Raw genomic sequence first — 16,029 nt, forward strand, 5'->3', positions numbered from 1 at the left:
TTTGGAAGACTGATTTAAAAGTTACGAATGGAGCCAAAAACAACATTTGTTCATCAGTTTGAAAGAAAGAAATTAAGATCATTGACATTAACGGTAAAGACATCACAAAGAGAAAACCGAGCGCATAAAGCGCTTGAGTAACCAATAGGAAAGAAATCGTTAAGGGCGTATGGCGGATGCCTAGGCTTTCAGAGGCGACGAAGGACGTGGTAAGCTGCGAAAAGCTGCGGGGATTGGCACACACGAATTGATCCGCAGATATCCGAATGGGGCAACCCGGCATATTGAAGATATGTCACCTCGCAAGAGGAGCAAACCCGGAGAACTGAAACATCTAAGTACCCGGAGGAAAAGAAATCGAAGAGATTCCGTAAGTAGTGGCGAGCGAAAGCGGATTAGCCCAAAAGTCTTTTTATGTTTAGAGGAATGTTCTGGAAAGAACAATCATAGAAGGTGATAATCCTGTACTCGAAAGGCATATAGAGATGATAAATGAGTAGGGCGGGACACGTGAAATCCTGTCTGAATATGGGGGGACCATCCTCCAAGGCTAAATACTCCTGAAAGACCGATAGTGAACAAGTACTGTGAAGGAAAGGTGAAAAGCACTTCGAATAGAAGGGTGAAATAGAACCTGAAACCGTACGCCTACAAGCGGTCGGAGCAGCGTAATGCTGTGACGGCGTGCCTTTTGCATAATGAGCCTACGAGTTAATTTTACTAGCGAGGTTAAGGTATTAAGTACCGGAGCCGGAGCGAAAGCGAGTCTGAATAGGGCGCATAGTTAGTAGGATTAGACGCGAAACCTTGTGATCTACCCATGGGCAGGTTGAAGCTCTGGTAACACAGAGTGGAGGACCGAACCGGTTGACGTTGAAAAGTCTTCGGATGACCTGTGGGTAGGGGTGAAAGGCCAATCAAACTGGGAGATAGCTCGTACTCTCCGAAATGCATTTAGGTGCAGCGTCGTATATAAGTTTATTAGAGGTAGAGCTACTGATTGGATGCGGGGGTTTCATCGCCTACCAATTCCTGACAAACTCCGAATGCTAATAAATGTTCTACGGCAGTGAGGGCATGGGTGCTAAGGTCCATGTCCGAGAGGGAAAGAACCCAGACCAACAGCTAAGGTCCCAAAATATATGTTAAGTTGAAGCAACGCGGTTGGACTGCATTGACAGCTAGGATGTTGGCTTGGAAGCAGCCATTCATTTAAAGAGTGCGTAACAGCTCACTAGTCGAGCGGTCCGGCATGGATAATAATCGGGCATAAACATATTACCGAAGCTATGGATTTATATTTTAGATATATCTGGTAGGAGAGCATTCTATTTGCGCCGAAGCAGTACTGTGAGGTATTGTGGAGCGGATAGAAAAGAAAATGTAGGCATAAGTAACGATAAAGCAGGCGAGAAACCTGCTCACCGAAAGACCAAGGCTTCCTCAGCCATGCTAATCAGCTGAGGGTTAGTCGGGACCTAACGCGAACCCGAAAGGGGTAGTGGATGGACAATGGGTTAATATTCCCATACTTGCTCACAATAAAAGGGGACGGTTGGATGTAGCTGCTGGAGACTGACGGAATAGTCAAGGCCTAGCCTTCGGGCGAAGCTGCTGTAGTGTAATCTGATCCAAGAAAAGCCGAAGTGAAGCAACCCGTACCAAAACCGACACAGGTGGTCGAGGAGAGAATCCTAAGGTGCTCGAGTGAGTCGTGGCTAAGGAACTAGGCAAAATAGTCTCGTAACTTCGGAAGAAGAGACGCCAACAGCAATGTTGGCCGCAGTGAAGAGGCCCAGGCGACTGTTTATCAAAAACACAGGACTCTGCTAAATCGAAAGATGCTGTATAGGGTCTGACACCTGCCCGGTGCTGGAAGGTTAAGGAAGGTGCTTAGCGTAAGCGAAGGCATTAACTGAAGCCCCAGTAAACGGCGGCCGTAACTATAACGGTCCTAAGGTAGCGAAATTCCTTGTCGGGTAAGTTCCGACCTGCACGAATGGTGTAACGATCTGGGCACTGTCTCAGCCACGAGCTCGGTGAAATTGTAGTATCGGTGAAGATGCCGATTACCCGCAATGGGACGAAAAGACCCTGTGAACCTTTACTATAACTTCGTATTGACTTTGAGTAAGTAATGTGTAGGATAGGTGGGAGGCTTTGAAGCAGGCACGCTAGTGTTTGTGGAGCCGACGTTGAAATACCACCCTTTACTTACTTGGAGCCTAACTTCTTTTAGAAGGACATTGCGTGGTGGGTAGTTTGACTGGGGTGGTCGCCTCCAAAAGAGTAACGGAGGCTTTCAAAGGTACCCTCAGCACGCTTGGTAACCGTGCGTAGAGTGTAATGGCATAAGGGTGCTTGACTGTGAGACCTACAAGTCGATCAGGTGCGAAAGCAGGACATAGTGATCCGGTGGTTCCGTATGGAAGGGCCATCGCTCATAGGATAAAAGGTACTCCGGGGATAACAGGCTAGTCTCCCCCAAGAGCTCACATCGACGGGGAGGTTCGGCACCTCGATGTCGGCTCGTCACATCCTGGGGCTGGAGAAGGTCCCAAGGGTTGGGCTGTTCGCCCATTAAAGTGGCACGCGAGCTGGGTTCAGAACGTCGTGAGACAGTTCGGTCTCTATCTATTGCGGGCGTTAGATGTTTGAGAGGGCTTGATTCTAGTACGAGAGGACCGAATTGAACAAACCTCTGGTGTATCAGTTGTACCGCCAGGTGCACCGCTGAGTAGCTACGTTTGGAAGAGATAAGCACTGAAAGCATATAAGTGCGAAACTCGCCTCAAGATGAGACATCTTTTAAGGGTCGTTGTAGATGACGACGTTGATAGGCTATAGGTGTAAAGACAGTAATGTCATAGCCAAGTAGTACTAATTACCCGTAGATTTATAGTCTATGGTTACTAATATAAACCAGGTGCTTTATGCGCAGTGAAGGTTTTGTCTTTGTGAAAGTTTTTATCGCTTAAAACAGATGTCAGATATAAGACATCAGATACCAGACCTTGAAGTCTGAAATCTGAAATCTATCCTCTGATATCTTATATACCTTCTTTAGGGTGGTTTTAGCGGTGGGGCTCACCTGTTCCCATTCCGAACACAGAAGTTAAGCCCACCAGCGCCGATGGTACTGCTAACGCGGGAGAGTAGGCCGCCGCCAGTTTTTATTTTATTTTTAAAAACCTTTATCTTTACGATAAAGGTTTTTTTGTTATATACCTACATCAACACCAACAACACTCAACATACTCCCTAAACTAACTAACACAAATCCAAACAGAAACAGAAGTAATGAGTAATAGGTAATGAGAAGAAACCCAGATTTAAAACCTATCATTCTAGCTCGAATTTGAAAACCTCGTATTTCGAATTCCAAATTATTCATCATTTGGAATTTCTCTAGGGTCACTATCTAAATTTTATTCAAATACCAGGGATTTTTAGTTTTCTAATTCAAAAATTATGTAACTTAGTAAGATAAAAACGATTACGAATATTAAATTATATAATATGAAAAAACATTTATTCCCTCTGTTTTTACTGTTATTCGGTGTGAATGCTCAAGCACAGCAGGATTTCTTTGCGATTACAGGAAAAGATACGCAAAGTATTACGTTCAATGATTTTCGTGCCATTGATGGAACTAATGGAATTTCAGGAGAGAAGTTTTTTACTGCCGAATCTTCATCAAAAGTATTTTCCCAAGCAAAAAAAGGTATTGTCGCGGAAGACAGAAATTCTTACAGTCATTCTCAAGCTGTGACATTAGCTGCTCTTGCGTATGATTCTTCGAATAATAATCTGGTATACATGCCGATGTTTTCTTCTAATATTTATATTTTAAATCCAAAGACAAAGGAAATTACTTTAGTGGAAAATAATATAGCAAGAGTATCCTCATGTGATATTAATTCTCATATTACCAGAATGGCAACCGGATATAACGGAAACATTTATGCTGTAAATAATGCAGGAACACAGTTTTTAGAAATCAGAAAAGAAGCCGGACAATACACTGTAAATGATCTTGGAATCATAAAAGATGATGCCTCAAATGGCAGAAACTCATTTACTGCAATGGAAACCGGTTTTGGAGGTGATATGATTGCAGATGCAGATAATAATTTCTATGTATTTGCTGCTTCCGGGAATGTTTTTAAAGTTGTGACAAAGGATTTAAAAGCTAAATTTATAGGTAAAATTACAGGTATTCCTGATAACTATTCGGTAAACGGTTCTGCAGTAAATGCTCAGGGTAAAGTAGTCGTAGCAAGTGCAAAAGGAGGTGCTTTATATGAGGTCGATCTGGCAACTTTGCAGACTAAACAACTTCAGGGAGAACAGGGACTTCATATTTATGATTTAGCAAGCAAATATTTTGCTAATGATAAATCTGCAGCAGTTAATAGTTTGGCTACAAATCTAGATATTTATCCAACAAGGGTTGATGAGCACTATATCAATGTGCATATTAATAATAATGTAAAAGGTTCTATTAAACTGAATATTTTTGATATGGCAGGTAAAAATGTAATGACTCAGAACCTATCTGTGAAAGAGGGTTCATTAGATGAAAAAGTATATCTTAAGGGATTGGTGACAGGAGCTTATATTGTAAATATTGTCGATGAATCAGGAAAAGTTATATTCAATAAAAAGATTTTAGTTACAAAATAATAGGATGCTATTAGTCAGCATATAAAGACCTTTTCAAATTATTTTGAGAAGGTTTTTTAATGATTATTTGATATCCAATAAGTTTTATTTTTCGATATTAAAATGTACTTTTATAAAAAAATATAGATGAAACTATACTTTAATGTAGGATATATTGTAAATGCTGGAGAAAACCTGCAGCTGGTATTTGGTGAAGAGGAGAATACCTTACATGTCCATACTATGTTTTACGCGGAGAATGGTTTATGGAAATGTGAAGTAGACTATTTTTCAAAATTCATTTCCTATCATTACCGCGTAGTGAATGAAAAAGGAAATGTAGTAAGGGAAGAATTTGTGGGGCATCATTTGAGTTTTCCACATAATTATAAAGAGTTTATCATTTTTGATGAATGGAATAACAAAAACTTTCCTGAGAATTATTTAAATAATAAAATTCTTTATAATAAACTACACGACTTTATTCCTGAAAAAGTTACTGTTTTAAAAAGACATACCCATCTCTTTAGAATAGAAGCTCCTATTTATAATCCGGATTGGAGGATTGTTCTTTTCGGAAGTACGGCATCTTTAGGAAACTGGAGTTATGAGAAAGTTATTCATCTTAATCAGACAGATTTTGGAATGTGGGAAGCCTCCGTTGAAATTCCGGAGAATGAATTTATCCAGTTTAAATATTGTGTTTACGATACTAAAGAAAATAGGGTTATAGATGTAGAAACCGGAGAAAACAGATTCACGATAGCTAACCAATTATCCGACGTTTTACAGGTTGTTTCCAACCATTATTTCAGGTTTAAAGGATATCAGATGTATCATGATGCCGGTGTAGCAATTCCTGTATTTTCTTTGAGAAGCGAAGACGGATTTGGAGTAGGAGAATTTACAGATCTTAAAAAACTGGCAGATTGGACGAAAGAAACCAATCTTGGAATTATTCAGATTCTCCCGATCAATGATACAACTGCTAATTATTCCTGGACGGATTCTTATCCTTATGCAGCTGTATCCGTATATGCTTTGCATCCACAGTATATCTCTTTAGAAAATCTTGATTATTCTTTACCGAAAGAATTAGTTGATAAGTATCTGTTTGAAAAAGAGGAATTAAACTCTTTGGATCTGATCGATTATGAAAAGATGATAGAAGGCAAGTGGAAATATCTTACTGCTGTTTTCCACAAGGAAAAAGACAAAATTTATAAGGACAGAAATTTCAAAAAATTCATCAAGGATAATGAATACTGGCTTGTTCCTTATTCTGCATTCTGTGTTTTGAGGGACAAGTATAAAACACCTAATTTCAACGAGTGGAAGACCCACAAAAAATACATTGCCGGAAAGATCTCACAGTTTTTTACAACGAAAAATAAAGATTATGATACTTCAATGCTTCATGCCTGGGTACAATATCAATTGCATGTACAGCTGAAGGATGCTGTTGATTATACCCATAACCTGGGAGTTTCGTTGAAGGGAGATCTTCCTATTGGTATTTACAGATATTCTGTAGAAGCCTGGACAGAACCGGAATTATTCGGTATGGATTTCCAGGCTGGTGCACCTCCTGACCAGTTTACTGAATTAGGACAAAACTGGGAGTTCCCAACGTACAACTGGGAAGCGATGAAAGCAGACGATTACAAATGGTGGAAAAACAGGTTCAAAGCTCTGGAACAGTACTTTGATGCCATGAGAATTGATCATATTTTAGGATTCTTCAGAATATGGAGAATGCCGGTTTCTGCTGTACAGGGAATTTTAGGGTACTTTTATCCGGCTGTTCCTATTGTAGCGGATGAATTTAAAGCCTGGCAGATTCCGTTCAATTTTAACAGGTATTGTAAGCCTTTTATCAACAATAAGATCTTATGGGATTATTTTGGGGAAGAAAGCGGAAAAGCTCTTGAGTTTATGAACCGTAATGAAGATGGTACTTATACTTTCAAAGAAGAGTTCGATACTCAAAGAAAACTCGTTAACTTCTTTAAGAAAAAACCACATGGTTCTCTTGAAGAAAAATTAGTTTCCCTTTGTGCCAACGTTTTGTTTTTAACAGAAGAAAGAAATGGGAAAACAGTTTACCATCCGAGATTCAATGTTTACAATACAGAATCTTATCAATACCTTCCTGAAGCAGAACAAAAGAGTATTTATGACCTCTACCATGATTACTTTTTCAGAAGACAGGATCACTTATGGTTTGAAAAGGCCATGGAGAAACTTCCGGTTATCCTGAATGCTACTAAAATGCTGATCTGCGGTGAAGACCTGGGAATGGTTCCTGCCTGCGTACCCATTGTGATGGATGAATTGGCTATTATAGCACTTAAAGTACAAAGAATGCCTTCTGAAAATATTCCATTCTATAATCCTAAGAATGCGAATTATATGAATGTAGTAACAACCTCTTCTCACGACAGTTCAACATTGAGACAATGGTGGAAAGAAGATCCTGTATTGACACAGAAATACTACAATCAACAGCTGATCCAGTATGGAAAAGCTCCTGAAGATCTCAATCCTCATCTTGCAGAGATCATCATGAAGCAGCATTTATATAATGAGGCTATGCTGGCTATTTTCCCGATTCAGGAGTTTCTGGCCACAGATGCAGAACTTACCAATAAGAAAATGGATAACGAAAGAATCAACAATCCTGCCGTTTTCCCCCATTATTGGCGCTACAGAATGCATATCAAACTTGAAGATCTGAAAGAGAAAAAATCTTTCAATCAAAAAATTGCTCACTGGGTAAAAGATAGTGGAAGAGTGTAAATTTAACAATTGATTATCAGGTAGTTGTAAATATTTTAAAAGAAGTTTTATCTTATGATTTAACTTCTTTTTTTTATTTGTATCAAAAAGATAGAATTAAGATATTCTGCTATATATTAACCAATTAACGACTATAGAGATGAAAAAAATATTTTTGGGATTAGCTTTTGGGTTAGGCGTTTTGACGTCAGCTCAGCAGTATCCAAATAATGGTTGGGATGATGATGGTTATTATCAGAATGATGGAGGTTATTACAGTGATCAAGATGATAGAAATTATTTCCCTGACGATTATTATTACAATTATCCACAGGACTATTATCCAAGCAATTATTACCAAAGCTATTATAACGACTACAGAGGAAGTATTATTAATATCGACTGGAACGGCTTTTTCGTACAGAACAGATTAAGCAGATGGCAGGTAGATCAGATTATGAGATTGAATAACCTGTATGCAAGCTTTACAGCATGGAATAATTTCTACAGATATAATCCGGACAGATGGTACTATGACAGATTTTATGCTCTGGAAAGAATTTTAGGACCAAGAGTATTTGTGGTTTTCCAGAATAACTATTACAGAGGAACCAGCCCGATAGTTTATTTCCAGAATTACAGAAGAACTTATTATGTACCGAGATATACTGTAATGCCAAGATATAGAAATATTAATATCAATATTTACAGGGTAGACCGATCAAGATTCCGCAGAATGGAGAATCCTACTTTTGATATTATCAGAAGAGACAGCAGACCAGATAATGGTTTCAGAAACACAAGAAACAATGGAAACTCAGGAGGGTTCCGTGGAAATAACGGAAATAACAATAATTCTGGTTTCAGAAATGAGAATAATGGTGGTTTCAGAAACAACAGCGAAGGCGGTTTCAGAGGGAATTCTGATAATGGAGGAAACAGAGGAAATGCCGATAACGGAGGCTTCAGAAATAATAATGGAGGCGGTTTCAGAGGGAACAGTGAAGTAAGAAGAGAAGCTCCTAAAAGAGAAGATAATGGCGGATTCAGAGGAAATAATGGAGGTTTCAGACAAAAATCTGAAAATTCTGCACCAAGACAAGAGAACCGTGGTAATAGCGGTGGCGGTTTTAGAGGCAGTTTAGTAAGGAATTAATTTTCATATATTATATTTAAGTGGTGTGAAGGGCAGGTTTTTATAATCTGTCCTTTTTTTGGATATTTTGTTAATTTATTTTTATTAAAATTTAACATTATTTATGAATTTCTCAATTTAACTTATGTTTTAGTTCATAATCAAAAAGATATAATAACAAAATAACAATTAATTAAATTTTAAAAAGATGAAAAAATTAGTTTTAGCAATAGCATTTATCGGAATAGGAGGTTTTGCAATGGCACAACAAACTACAACTCCACAAGACAGACAGGCAAGAGCCGTTGAAATGAAGCAGAAAATGGAACAGAAACAACAGGAACGTCTAGACCAGATGCAGAAAGACCTTAATCTTAATCCATCTCAGGTAGCACAGATAAAGGCTCTTCAGGATAAAAGAAAAGCTGAAATGAAGGCGGAATTTGACAAAAATAGAGTAGACAGACAAGCTAAGATGCAGGAAATGCAGGCCAAAAGGGCACAAATGGATACTGATATGAAAAACATCCTTACTCCTGATCAATATGATAAATGGCAGGCTGACAGAAAAGCTAAAGCAGAAAAAATGAAAATGGCAATGAAAGAAAGAAGAATGATGAAAAAGCCGATGAATACAGGAACTGCTGAAGTAAAATAACAGCTTGTAATTTTAGTTTTTTAATGTGTTAAGGATGGATATTGTTCCATCCTTTTTGTATTAATTTTCTTTAAAACTTTTGATTTCGGGCTTTTATTCCCTATTTTTGACTATAAATTTAATACTTATGGTTAGCGAAAAAATTGCAAAATTAATTAACGAACAAATTGCCCACGAACAATACGCTGCTCAATATTATCTTTCAATGTCTGCATGGTTTTCTGGAAAAGACCTGGATGGAATTGCCAACTATTTCAGAGTACAGAGCAAAGAAGAATTGATGCATGCAGATAAAATGTTTGATTATTTGAATGATGTAGGAGGCGAAATTATCATCGGGGAAATTCCAAAACCACCCCACGAGTTCGAAAATGCAACAGATATTTTTGAAAAAGCATTAGCACATGAGAAAATCGTAACTAAAAGTATTTTCAATATTGTAAAAAATGCAAATGAAGAGGGAGATTTTGCAACAACATCATTCCTGCAGTGGTTTATCAACGAACAGGTAGAAGAAGAAGCAAGTGCTTCTCAATATGTAACAAAAATCAAAATGGTATGTGATAATCCATCTGCATTATACCTTTTTGATCAGGAATTGTCTCAAAGAGTATTTACTCCTGATACAACTGCTTAAAATTCAAAATTCTTCAAAATATAAAACCGTTATCCTCAGGAATAGCGGTTTTTTATTGTAGGATTATATCGTTATTTCTTATACGCAGGTCTTTGTATTCTCACTGCAGAAATAAAAACGACTGCTCCCAATACGAAGCTCAGAAACACTGAATTGGCAATGTTTTCAGTAGACATATAATGACGGTTATCTTCTGTAGCAGATGAATCTGAGTAATCCACAATATGATAAATGACCATTGTAGAAAACAACATCATAATCAGACTTATTACAAAGGAAGTTAAATATATTCTCATGGCTGGTTAGTTCTAATCAAAATATAATCAAAGGTTATATTTTATTCGTACTGAATAAAAATAATAAAACCTTTTCTATTTTGAAGGGTTTTTTACAAGAATTATAATATTAACCTTTTGGGAATGTTTAAATTATAGATAGATAATCTGTGTTTTAAGCACTTTTTTACCCAGACGCTCAAGAATATTTTTATACCCTTCTACCTGTGCTTCATCCTTTGCTTTTTGTTCACCGGTTTTGAAATCAACAATGATATATCCTTCTTCGCCTTTTAGAATGCGGTCTGGCCTGAATATATGGCTTTCTCCTCTTTCAGAAATCATGATATCTTTTTCATTGATTACTTCCCATTTTTCATTAAAGAATTCTGCATAAGTTCTGACAATTTCCTGCAGTGTAACCTGTATTTCATTTTTCTCCTCCAGGGTAATCTGTCCTTCTAAAGCATAACCATCCAATACCTTTGCGATATCATTCTCCGTATTGATTTTCGATAAAAGTTCATGCACAAAAAGCCCGATTCTTACCTTTTCATTTCGTACCTGATAGTTTTTTGAAGGTGTTGCAATCTTGATAGAAGTACTTTTTTCATTAACGTTCTTCAGATTCTCAATATTCTGGGTTTTAAAAGAAGAACTTTTCTCTTTTGAATATTTCTTCAGCATCTCAGGATTTACTGCATACACGTCAAACTCATCAGCCTGCTCGGGATTTTTGGTTTGAAGGAATTCCAAAAGCTCCAGATTATTAGAAGTTTTATTGGCTTTTTGAAGATAAAAAAATAATTGTTCAACAGGTCTTGTCGTCGCAACATATTGAAGACATAATCTGTCAATCAGGTTTTTATAAGAATTTTTAGTATTGAAGAACAAAATTTCGTCATCATAAGCTTCCAGGTTTTTGCTGAACTGATTAATGTTGACTGATTTTAATGCTTCATTCTCATTGGTATCGAACCAGTTGGTAAATTCACTGTCCCGGTTTTTGTTCATCATAGGGATAAAAACAATGGGAAATTCCAGCCCTTTAGACTTGTGGATCGTCATGATCTGGACAGCATCAATATTTTCTGAAGCCTGAATAGTGTATGAAGAAGCCTCTTCGTCCCAATATTTCAGAAATTCTTTGGTACTTGCACCTGCATTCTGTGTAAAGTTGAAAAGCATTTCCAGGAAATTCAGTAAAAAGTCTGTTTCTTTATTTTCAACAGAAAATTCATTGATGTAATATTCGATGAAATTATAAAGATTGAATCTTGGGAAATTATCCTGTTTAAGCTGTAGCGAATATTTTTGCTGAATAAACTGCAGAATTTCTTCATGGCCTTCGATATCCAGAATTTCTTTCATTCCTAAAGTGAAATCCGGCATATTAATCTTGCCCAATGTATTCAGGTGGTACATCATCATAATCAGACAATGTTTATTCTTTGGATTGAGCTCCCAGCGAAGAAATTCAATAACCGCTTTTAAGGTATTGGAAAGTTCCAGCGTAAGCCCTTTATCAGAAATCGTTTTAATATTGGTTTCTTCTCCTTTATACTTAACTTTTAAGCTTCCCAGCTTTTGAGAATAACTGAAAATATCAAAATTTCCACGGCAAAGAATCGTAATATCAGAAAACTTAAAACCATTATCCAGACATTCCTGAATATCTTTCTGCATTCTTTCCGAAGTATCTGTGTAGAATTCTTCATTCGTAAGATTTTCAATCAGATTTACCTTTACGCGTCCATCCATTTTGGATTTTGGATTTTGCTCAGCATCTGCCCCGAAAATATTCTTATGCTCTTCCAGTAATCCTTCAGAATGAAAACGGTACAACTCATTGTTGAATTGTACAATGTTTCTGGCACTTCTCCAGTTATCTTTTAATACCAGAAGATCTGCTTCCTTAGGTGAAAACTCCTTTTTGTTGATAATGTCCAGCATCAGTTTACTTTCTCCGCCACGGAATCGGTAAATACTCTGTTTGGGATCACCCACCAATGTAAATGAAGTGTATTCTGTAGAAACACTATGATCTCTCAGTGGTACAAAATTCTGCCACTGCAGTTCTGATGTATCCTGAAACTCATCAAAGAAATAATGCTGAAACTGTGAACCTACTTTTTCATAAATAAAAGCCGAAGGTTCATTTTTAAGATTTTCATTGATCAGAATATTAAATTTAGAAAGCAGAACAAGATCATTTTCTTCCTCAATTTTTTGTAGCTCATCCTGAATATCCTTATTGACCTTTAAAGGAAGAAGAGCAGATAAAACTTTCTCTTTCTTTTGAGTCTCAATATACAGAAGAATCAGTTTCATTCTGTTGTCGAGAAGCTGATCCAGGATTTCGAAAATTTCAGCTTCTTTATGTTTCGATTTTGAAGACGCTCCTTTTCTGTAATTATTGATAACAGATTCCTCCTGCGTAGTAGGAAAAGGAAATCCGGCTCTTTTCTGCTGATAAAAATCTATAACCTTAGTAAAGAAGCCCCCAATTCCGTTTTTACCCTGAGCAAAATCTTCAATATCAATATTTCTTGATTTGAATAATTCAATAGAACCGGCAGCGAGTTCTGCAGACTGTTTTTTGTTGAGAACAATCTCTTTACGAAGTGTATTCTTTATATTTTCATAATTGGCATCGTCAAAACTTTTATTGCTTTTCAGATGCTCGTAGTGAATATCCTTTACAAATTCCTTCGCAGAATCATAAAGGTTTTTATTAAGGTTAATCCTTTCATTATTTTCGAGACTGTAATCTACATAATCCATGAAAGAATTGGAGATGTTTTCATTCTCACCAATCTGATCCAGCATTTTATCAACGGCTTCTATCAGAAACGGCTCAGCTTCAATTTCAAGATTAAAATTTTTCGCCAATCCCAGTTCATAAGAAAAACTTCTTACCAATCTTGAGTTAAAACGGTCAATAGTTCCGATATTAAGTGTGGAATAATTGTGGAGAACGTAGTCCAGTAATTTTTTAGAACGGTGATGAAGTTCATCAATGGTAATTTTCAAACCCTGTTCTTCAAATGCTTTCTGGATATTGTTCAGATCTGTATTTTCAGCATAATCTTTCGCTGAGAAATTTCCCAGCCACGATAAAATTCTTTCCTTCATCTCATTGGCTGCTTTGTTGGTGAAAGTCAGTGCGAGAATATTCCTGATCGACTGCTGCTGATTAGGATAGCGGAGACAGATCATCAGAAGCCTTTGTACCAGAGCATAGGTTTTCCCGGATCCGGCAGAAGCATTGATGACTGTGTAAGAATTTTGCATTGTTGAAAGAGAATTGAGACTGCAAGTTAGCTAAAATTTAAAAGAAATTTTAACAATTTAATCAGCTGATTTAACAGTTTAGATGGCAAAAATTAAAAAGAAATATTAAAACGCGTTAACTGTGGTTAAACTTATGGGATAAATTAAAAATAATTTTAGCTTTGCTTTATAAAAAATAGCCCGTGAAACTTAAACTATTCTTTTTCTTATCCTTTATTCTTTTTATCCATACCCATGCCCAAAGTTATATATTTGGTAAAATTATTTCCGAAAGCGGTACTGAAATGCAGGATGTGAATGTTGTCAATATCAGAACAGACGAAATAGTGGTTTCAAACCGGGATGGTCATTTTATGATTTCCGGAAGACAGGGAGATGAATTACGTTTTATAAAAGCGGGTTATGAACGTCTTACAAAAATAGTTTCTCAGGAAAATACAGAGTCTCCTATGAATATAAGGCTTGTACGCCAAACCATCCAGATTCCTGAAGTGGAAATAAAACAAGGGCTTACCGGAAACCTTAAAATTGATTCGAAACTTTATAATAAACCTCAAAAGGTTGAAAAACTGCTCAAAGAAATGGATCGGTATATTTCTCAGAAATCAGATCCAAGAATATTGGCGGCGAGACCTGGAGAATTTGTGCAGCCGAAAGGGGAAGGGTTTTCTATAGGAAAAGTTAAAAATAAATGGGATGATGTAGACTTAATGAAATATATCAGAGCAAGCCTTGGTGATGATTATTTTACCAATCTTAAAATTGAGAAACCTCTGATAGAACATTTTATTTATTATGTTTTTGCAGGCGGTTTTGAAAGGAAAAAGATCCTGAAATATGGGTTCTGTAGCGATGCAGATCTGAACAGGTTTCAGCGTTTTGTTCTGACAAGAATTTCATCCTATCGTGCTCCACAAACTCAAAGATAATATGGAAATAAGATATATCGAAAGATTTCTATTGTTTGTGCTTTTTTGTATCACCCCGAAATTGTGGGGACAACAAAAAATATCAGGAAAGGTAATAACAGGAGATGAACTGGATTTAGTACCTGTACTCGTTGTGAATATCTCCGGGAATAAAAGCTCATTAAGTGATATGTCCGGGAATTTTGAAATTGAAGCCAAAGAAAATGATGAGATCAGATTTGTAAAAGAAGGATATTATCGTGTTGATAAAAAAATGACCAAAGAAGAGATCAATACTCCGTTCAATATTATTCTGAAGAAAATAGAAATTCAAATTCCCGAGGTTAAAATTAAGTACAAGCCTACCGGAAATCTGGCAAAAGATAATCAGCACTATAATGAATCCAGAAAACTTCAGGCCTTAAAATCAGATATGGATGATTATATGAAAAGTCCATTGAATCAACCCTTACCCAATAATGCTATATCAAAAACTTTTACAGGTCATGATTTTAATGTGGGCCAGGTAAATCTGTTTGGCGTTTTTAATGCTGTATCAGGTTTGGTAAAGAAGGCAACACAACCTAAAATTACCAAAGCGAATTACATTGAAACTCAGGATTTCCTGAGGAGAGTAAAAAATGAAGTGAACCTGAATTTCCTGAAAAAGTACGGAATGGATGAAGAACAGATTGATGCATTTCTTCTGTATGCTGATAAAACGCGTTTATTGGCAAAAAGATATCGAAAAGATTTTAGTATAAGTGTCGTTGAATATGAACTTAAAGTTGCCTTCGCAGAATATAGTAAAACCCATAAATTAGAAGGAACTCAAGAATAATATATACATTAAAAGTTGGCTTATATCACTGAAAATATTGAAATATCAAAGCAAAGAAATACTTTTCTTTTCCTGCTGCTTCTTTGCAGTACTTTTGTTTGGTCTCAACAGAAAGTAACGGGGCGAATAGTGGATGACAATGACGAAAATTTGAGTAAAGTGATCGTGATTAATATGTCTACTGATAAGAAAGTATATTCCGATTCTGATGGTATATTTTCTATTGAAGCCAATCCTAACGATGAGTTAAGATTTGTAAAAGAAGATTTCAACAGAGTCTCCAGAAGAGTTCTGACCAATGGGAATAACTTACCTCTGTTTATTACACTTCGTCAGATTCCGAGAGATGTGGGTGAAGTAAAAATTGTGAAAAAGCTCACCGGAGATCTGGAAACAGATTCCCGGATAGTAGCCAAAGTAGATAAAGGAGAGCAGGTAAGAGATGCCGTTGGCCTTCCGAAGCCGGTAGGGAAAATGAGGGAGAAGCCGGCAGAAGTGAAAAGTGTTCTTTTACCGATACTTTTAGGAAACCTTAATGTTCAGGGAGTGTATGATCTGATCAGCGGGAAAGCCCGAAGGCAGAAGAGACAATACAGATATGACGATCTTCAGGAACATATTGCCTGGGTTCGGGACAGAATAGAGGATGAATATTTTATCAAAGCAGGAATTCCTGGTGACAGAATCTCTGAATTTATTCAATTTTCATTTTTAGCAAAACCTCAGGTACGAACCTATGTAAAAGCAAGAAATCTTTCCGGCGTTATGCTGAGGTTGGAAGAGACAGCTCCACTTTTTATAGAGAGGTTGCTGCAAAATCAAAAGTAATTTGAATGTT

10 protein-coding genes and 2 rRNA genes are annotated in these 16,029 nt (G+C 36.8%); 10 read left to right on the top strand and 2 right to left on the bottom strand.

The window, feature by feature from the left end; genetic code table 11:
* Nucleotides 1–149: 149 nt before the first annotated feature.
* The 7 genes from PZ898_RS17845 (at nucleotide 150) to PZ898_RS17875 (ending at nucleotide 9,873) form a co-directional block, all read left to right on the top strand.
* A 23S ribosomal RNA gene (locus PZ898_RS17845) occupies nucleotides 150–2,904 on the top strand.
* 160 nt (nucleotides 2,905–3,064) lie between these two features.
* A 5S ribosomal RNA gene (rrf, locus tag PZ898_RS17850) occupies nucleotides 3,065–3,172 on the top strand.
* A 347-nt stretch (nucleotides 3,173–3,519) separates the two neighbouring features.
* Nucleotides 3,520–4,686 (top strand): T9SS type A sorting domain-containing protein, encoded by a 1,167-nt coding sequence (locus tag PZ898_RS17855; protein WP_277693879.1) that lies wholly within the window; start codon nucleotides 3,520–3,522, stop codon nucleotides 4,684–4,686.
* Between the two features lie 126 nt (nucleotides 4,687–4,812).
* On the top strand, nucleotides 4,813–7,464 hold the full coding sequence (locus tag PZ898_RS17860) for a 4-alpha-glucanotransferase (RefSeq protein WP_277693880.1): 2,652 nt from the start codon (nucleotides 4,813–4,815) through the stop codon (nucleotides 7,462–7,464).
* Nucleotides 7,465–7,603: 139 nt separating this feature from the next.
* Nucleotides 7,604–8,599 carry a hypothetical protein gene (locus tag PZ898_RS17865; protein ID WP_277693881.1) on the top strand — a complete coding sequence of 332 codons (996 nt, stop codon included), beginning with the start codon at nucleotides 7,604–7,606 and terminating at the stop codon, nucleotides 8,597–8,599.
* A 187-nt stretch (nucleotides 8,600–8,786) separates the two neighbouring features.
* A complete protein-coding gene (locus tag PZ898_RS17870) occupies nucleotides 8,787–9,236 on the top strand; it encodes a hypothetical protein (protein ID WP_120233646.1) in 450 nt (149 codons plus the stop codon).
* 127 nt (nucleotides 9,237–9,363) lie between these two features.
* Nucleotides 9,364–9,873 carry a ferritin gene (locus tag PZ898_RS17875; RefSeq protein ID WP_002981834.1) on the top strand — a complete coding sequence of 170 codons (510 nt, stop codon included), beginning with the start codon at nucleotides 9,364–9,366 and terminating at the stop codon, nucleotides 9,871–9,873.
* A gap of 71 nt (nucleotides 9,874–9,944) precedes the next feature.
* Here the strand turns inward: PZ898_RS17875 and PZ898_RS17880 are convergent, their stop codons facing one another.
* Together PZ898_RS17880 and PZ898_RS17885 are read right to left on the bottom strand one after the other, a co-directional pair.
* A complete protein-coding gene (locus PZ898_RS17880) occupies nucleotides 9,945–10,169 on the bottom strand; it encodes a hypothetical protein (RefSeq protein ID WP_148045408.1) in 225 nt (74 codons plus the stop codon).
* Nucleotides 10,170–10,301: 132 nt separating this feature from the next.
* Nucleotides 10,302–13,442 (bottom strand): UvrD-helicase domain-containing protein, encoded by a 3,141-nt coding sequence (locus tag PZ898_RS17885; RefSeq protein ID WP_277693882.1) that lies wholly within the window; start codon nucleotides 13,440–13,442, stop codon nucleotides 10,302–10,304.
* 182 nt (nucleotides 13,443–13,624) lie between these two features.
* Here PZ898_RS17885 and PZ898_RS17890 point away from each other — a divergent pair, with 182 nt between their 5' ends.
* Genes PZ898_RS17890 through PZ898_RS17900 form a run of 3 tightly spaced genes read left to right on the top strand, consistent with a single transcriptional unit; the run spans nucleotide 13,625 to nucleotide 16,019 of the window.
* A complete protein-coding gene (locus tag PZ898_RS17890; protein WP_062672288.1) occupies nucleotides 13,625–14,371 on the top strand; it encodes a hypothetical protein in 747 nt (248 codons plus the stop codon).
* 1 nt (nucleotide 14,372) lies between these two features.
* Nucleotides 14,373–15,191 carry a hypothetical protein gene (locus tag PZ898_RS17895; RefSeq protein ID WP_277693883.1) on the top strand — a complete coding sequence of 273 codons (819 nt, stop codon included), beginning with the start codon at nucleotides 14,373–14,375 and terminating at the stop codon, nucleotides 15,189–15,191.
* 15 nt (nucleotides 15,192–15,206) lie between these two features.
* Complete coding sequence (locus PZ898_RS17900) at nucleotides 15,207–16,019, top strand: carboxypeptidase regulatory-like domain-containing protein (protein ID WP_277693884.1); 813 nt, start codon at nucleotides 15,207–15,209, stop codon at nucleotides 16,017–16,019.
* Nucleotides 16,020–16,029: the final 10 nt, after the last annotated feature.

Origin of the sequence: Chryseobacterium sp. WX (assembly GCF_029542485.1) — a bacterium.
GTDB lineage: Bacteria > Bacteroidota > Bacteroidia > Flavobacteriales > Weeksellaceae > Chryseobacterium > Chryseobacterium cucumeris.

What these genes read in the sequence shown, in the direction of transcription:
- PZ898_RS17855 (WP_277693879.1), top strand. Translation starts at nt 3,520, where the DNA reads ATGAAAAAACATTTATTCCCTCTGTTTTTACTGTTATTCGGTGTGAAT.
- PZ898_RS17860 (WP_277693880.1), top strand. Translation starts at nt 4,813, where the DNA reads ATGAAACTATACTTTAATGTAGGATATATTGTAAATGCTGGAGAAAAC.
- PZ898_RS17865 (WP_277693881.1), top strand. Translation starts at nt 7,604, where the DNA reads ATGAAAAAAATATTTTTGGGATTAGCTTTTGGGTTAGGCGTTTTGACG.
- PZ898_RS17870 (WP_120233646.1), top strand. Translation starts at nt 8,787, where the DNA reads ATGAAAAAATTAGTTTTAGCAATAGCATTTATCGGAATAGGAGGTTTT.
- PZ898_RS17875 (WP_002981834.1), top strand. Translation starts at nt 9,364, where the DNA reads ATGGTTAGCGAAAAAATTGCAAAATTAATTAACGAACAAATTGCCCAC.
- PZ898_RS17880 (WP_148045408.1), bottom strand. Translation starts at nt 10,169, where the DNA reads ATGAGAATATATTTAACTTCCTTTGTAATAAGTCTGATTATGATGTTG.
- PZ898_RS17885 (WP_277693882.1), bottom strand. Translation starts at nt 13,442, where the DNA reads ATGCAAAATTCTTACACAGTCATCAATGCTTCTGCCGGATCCGGGAAA.
- PZ898_RS17895 (WP_277693883.1), top strand. Translation starts at nt 14,373, where the DNA reads ATGGAAATAAGATATATCGAAAGATTTCTATTGTTTGTGCTTTTTTGT.